The organism is Christensenella sp. (assembly GCF_034927525.1).
Lineage (GTDB): Bacteria > Bacillota > Clostridia > Christensenellales > Christensenellaceae > Christensenella.
This window is the reverse complement of the sequence record NZ_JAYFPU010000371.1, coordinates 1-4547: the sequence shown is the minus strand read 5'-3', so window position 1 is coordinate 4547 and position 4547 is coordinate 1. Positions and strand designations below refer to the sequence as shown.

The following is a 4547-nucleotide window of genomic DNA, read 5'->3' as shown; positions in this document are numbered from 1 at the left end:
ATTATACTGCCGACGCTTCAAGCGCAAGCGACGTTGCGCTGTCGATCTATCAATAAATATTTTGTAATGATGAAAGCTGCCGTTTGTATGGCGGCTTTTCTTTTAAGGAGAAACAATGCCTGAGATTATGACGCAAGGCGTAATGCCCGAGGTGATGTGCGATAAAACAGGATATGGGATCGCTGTGGACATCGGTACGACGACGATCGCCCTTTATTTATATGATATGGGCAAGAATGAATGCCTTGCAATAGAAAGCAGGATGAACGGACAGGCGCGCTACGGCGCCGACGTGATTTCGCGTATTCAGTATTGCATCGAGCACGCAAACGGAGTGCAGGCGCTGCAGCATACCGTTATTGATGAACTGAACGATATGATCGGCAGTGTATGTAGGGCATCGGAAATTGCTTCAGATAAAATATGCTATGGCGTGATCACTGGTAACACAACGATGCTGCATTTGCTTACGGGATTATCTCCTGAAACGATGGGTGTACTGCCGTTTAGGCCACTGTCGCTCTTTGGTGAGACAATGACAATGCCGGCGCTTGGTCTGCTTGCTGCGCCGGATGCAGCGTGCTACCTTCCGCCGTGTATGTCTGCCTTTGTGGGCGGGGATATTTCATGCGCGCTATTACCGGCGGGTTTTCTGCAGGGAAAAGATGTGTGCCTTCTAATGGACATTGGTACGAACGGAGAGCTTGTGGTAGGCAATCAGGACTTTGTTTACAGTACGTCTACAGCCGCAGGTCCTGCCTTTGAAGGGGCGCATATCAGATGGGGTATGGCAGGCGTTATTGGCGCTATAGACCGTGTGTATGAGAAGGACGGCTGCATCAGGGTAAATGTGATTGGCGATGTACGTGCGCAGGGGCTTTGCGGATCGGGACTACTGGACGCTATCGCATTGCTGCGGCGTAAGGGTGTGATCGACGAGACGGGGCGAATCACAGAGGAGCACAAGGAGTGGCAATGCACATATGAAGGACAGGCCGCTGTTAAAATAGCAGATGATGTTGTGCTTACGCAGCAGGACGTCAGGGAAGTGCAGATGGCGAAGGCGGCGATCGCGGCGGGGGTGCTTGCCTTGTTGAAAAGCGCAAAGCTTACCTGTGAGGACATTAAAAAGGTGTATCTGGCAGGCGGTTTTGGAAATTATATGGATCAGCAAAGCGCGAAGGAAATCGGGTTGCTGCCGTCAGGACTGGGCGAAGTGATGAGTATGGGTAATGCGGCGGGTGCTGGCGCTGTCATGGCGCTTTTGAACGGCAGTTATCAGGGCGAAATGCAAAGAACATGCGGCAGGGCGCGGCATATTGAGCTGGGGCATAATCCCTATTTTATGGAAAAGTATATGGAAGAGATGTGTTTTTGATATGAAAATAAGAGTATTGGATGGAACGTATGCTGTTGGCAAATTAAAGGATGGATCGGGGGTGCCAGAGCGGCCTCAGGACGATTCCTTTTATAGCGTCACAATAACACAGGAAGAGATATCTATTGTGTGTGTGCAGGAGAGGATGCCGCCATGCGAAGAAATTGAGACGGACTTTGCACTGCTCAAGGTGGAAGGGATATTGGATTTTTCCCTGACAGGTATTCTGGCGAAAATAAGCGGCGTTTTGGCAGAAGCACAGGTCTCAATTTTTTGTATTTCGACGTACAACACAGATTATGTCCTTGTGCGCAGGAGGAATTTGGAGCGTGCGACACAGGCGTTGGGAGCGCATGGGTATGAATTGATTATATAAAATAAAAAAGAACCGATATGTCGGTTCTTTTTTTATTGGTGGAGATAAGCGGATACCCTCACTTCGGTCGGGGCTCCGTACGTCCCGCACGCTATGCGTAAGCGGTTCGAATCTTTGATTTCATGCAATAAAATAAACCCACCGATGGTGGGCCCATTTTATTGGTGGAGCGCAACCGTTCAAATCCGAACCGTTATATTGTTCTAAGAACGCCTGTATTTCAGCAAGTGTGACCGTTTGTGATCCGTCCTTGTAGTTATAGGTCAATACAACCTTATCATCAAACAAGTAGACCGAGTTGACAAAGCTGTCAATTAAACGTTGCCGAAAAGCGGGACTTTCCGTATCACCATCCTTAAAACGGCTGATCCAAAAAACAACTTTTTCTTTTGAAAGCAATGGCTTTTCCAGTTCAGCTTGCAGGATAGATAGTTTCAAATCCTCCTGCACGACTTCCAATTCATCTAAGCGTTGTTTGGTGGATGAGGTTAATACGCCCTGCTGTATCGCATTGAGCATATTTTCAATTCCTTTTTGGGTGTCTGCTAGCTGCTGGCGTAAGGATGGAAGTAATAGATTTTCCTGCTTTTGCAATTGAATCACCTCATCAGCCATGCGGTCAATCGTATCATCAGACAAAGCATACTTCATGGTATGTAGGACGACAAAATCTTCGATCCATCCTTTTTTGACAGATTTCTTGTCACAGCCTTTGTGTTGCTTGACCTTCGTACATTTGTAATAATAATGCTTTCCATTTCTGCCTGTTCCGCTTTCACCAACCATATATGCGCCGCATTTTCCACAAAAAAGCTTGGTCGTAAGCAGATAATTAATTTTAGCTTTTTCGCGGGCGGGAGCTTTTTTGTTCTTGTCGAGCCGTTCCTGCACCCGTTCAAAAAGCTCGCTATGGATAATAACAGGTACACCGTCTGGAATTACAACATCGCGGTACCTGTATTCACCGATGTATCGTCTGTTTTTAAGCATGGTATGTAAACTGTTTTTGTTGAATGGACGGTTTCTTTGCGTCATTATACCACGGCTATTTAGCGTGTCACAAATTTCTTTGACAGTTTCACCGTCAGCATAACGGGTAAAGATTTCCCGCACAATAGAAGCGGCAGCCGCATCGATCAAATAATTCTGCTCGCTGTTTGTAGTGTATCCGAGCGGCAAAGCACCGCCGTTATATTTGCCTTTCAAAGCGTTCTCTTTTTGCCCACGCACAATTTTTTCAGATAACTCGGCAGAATAATATTCCGCATATCCTTCAAGCATGGATTCCAGTATAATACCTTCCGGTCCATCGGAAATATTTTCTTTCGCTGAAACGACCTTAGCACCGTTTTTGCGCAATATCATTTTGTAATGTGCGGAATCATAGCGATCACGGGCAAAACGATCTAATTTCCACACCAGCACAATCTCAAACAATCCCTTTGCACTGTCTTTAATCATGCGCTGAAACTCTGGGCGGTTATCTGTCTTTGCAGACAAGGCGCGGTCAACATATGAGCCAAGAATGGTAATGCCTTTTTGTTCTGCAAACTCCATACATTCACGAATTTGACCCTCTATGGATTCCTCGCGCTGACTGTCCGAAGAATAACGGGCATAAATTACACCATTCATTTTGTTCCCTCCAAATCTTGTTGATGAAAGAATTTACGCATTGATAGAATAAGCAATAATACTGAGTATATTACTTGCTTTTTTGCCTTGCCTTTCTAATAGCAGCCATATCTTTTTTTGCTTTCATGGCAGGATAAGTATGCCGCCACGCATCGTATTCCTCACGAGATATTTTCTCATCTTTAAAACTACTGAACTCCTCATACCATGCACATAAATTGGTATTGGCAGTTCCAACGGGATTTTCAAACCGCAGGCATATCTGATCTTCTATTTTCGCTACTTCCAAACCATAGTTATCCTCTAAATAGAACAAAGCGTGCATCATTCCTACATAGCTATCTAAATCAGGATCGGAAAGGGCGAACCTACTCACCCCTAATGCCTGTGCAATATGATCAAGCCTTTTTTCGGAAGGTGTTCTATTTCCAAGCTCATAATTACGGATTGCGGGTTCACTCATTCCGGACATAACTGACAACTGCTTTTGTGAAAGGTTTTTTTCTGTTCTAAATTTTCGTATTTTCTCACCGATTGTCATTGTGTTCACCTCTTTGCAGACAGTATAACATAATCAGTTCGTAAACGAAACAAAAAGATTGACAGTTCATATATGTACTGATATAGTATATACTATTCAGTTCGAATACGAACTGAATATGGGCTTTTATGGAACAAACCATACTCAGAACGAGAGACCGAAAGGAAGAATGTTATCCAAAAGTATAAGGAGGTAAAAAAATGCAGTGAACAAGCAAGGAAGAATAATCACATCACATACACGCCGGAGGAATGCTCCGTCCGGTATGGCAAGCTCCCCAAGTGGCATGCCACTTAGGACGCTTGCAAGGGGGATACCCCCTTCGAACCCCCGTATAGAGCACAGACAGGAGGTGAGTGCATATAGCTAATAGAAGCAGAAAACATAATATTGGAATCAGGGTATCAGATCGCGAGCTTGAGTTGATACAGAGTAAGGTCACGAAATCGGGGCTGACTCTGCGAGAGTTTTTTATGAGGTGTGTTCAAAACAACGAATTCGTCATAAAAGAAGGCGGGCATGAGGTTGTGATCGAGCTCAAACGGCTGGGTAACAACCTGAATCAGCTGACCTATCTAGCAAATGCAGGGAGGATCAACGACTGTACAAAAGGACTG

At 45.2% G+C, this 4547-nt stretch carries 5 protein-coding genes; 3 read left to right on the top strand and 2 right to left on the bottom strand.

Annotation, left to right across the window (positions count from 1 at the left end):
* Window positions 1-115: 115 nt before the first annotated feature.
* Window positions 116-1378, top strand: a complete 1263-nt coding sequence (locus VB081_RS14685) for an ASKHA domain-containing protein (RefSeq protein ID WP_323401517.1) — start codon at window positions 116-118, stop codon at window positions 1376-1378.
* 1 nt (window position 1379) lies between these two features.
* Window positions 1380-1754 (top strand): ACT domain-containing protein, encoded by a 375-nt coding sequence (locus VB081_RS14680; protein ID WP_323401516.1) that lies wholly within the window; start codon window positions 1380-1382, stop codon window positions 1752-1754.
* 120 nt (window positions 1755-1874) lie between these two features.
* Here the strand turns inward: VB081_RS14680 and VB081_RS14675 are convergent, their stop codons facing one another.
* Window positions 1875-3389, bottom strand: coding sequence for a recombinase family protein (locus VB081_RS14675; protein ID WP_323401515.1), 1515 nt, complete (start codon window positions 3387-3389; stop codon window positions 1875-1877).
* 70 nt (window positions 3390-3459) lie between these two features.
* A complete protein-coding gene (locus VB081_RS14670) occupies window positions 3460-3930 on the bottom strand; it encodes a helix-turn-helix domain-containing protein (RefSeq protein ID WP_323401514.1) in 471 nt (156 codons plus the stop codon).
* A gap of 356 nt (window positions 3931-4286) precedes the next feature.
* On the opposite strand from VB081_RS14670, the gene VB081_RS15125 reads away from it, so the two are divergent.
* Window positions 4287-4547 (top strand): plasmid mobilization protein (locus VB081_RS15125; protein ID WP_442872733.1); only part of this gene is annotated, 261 nt, incomplete at its 3' end.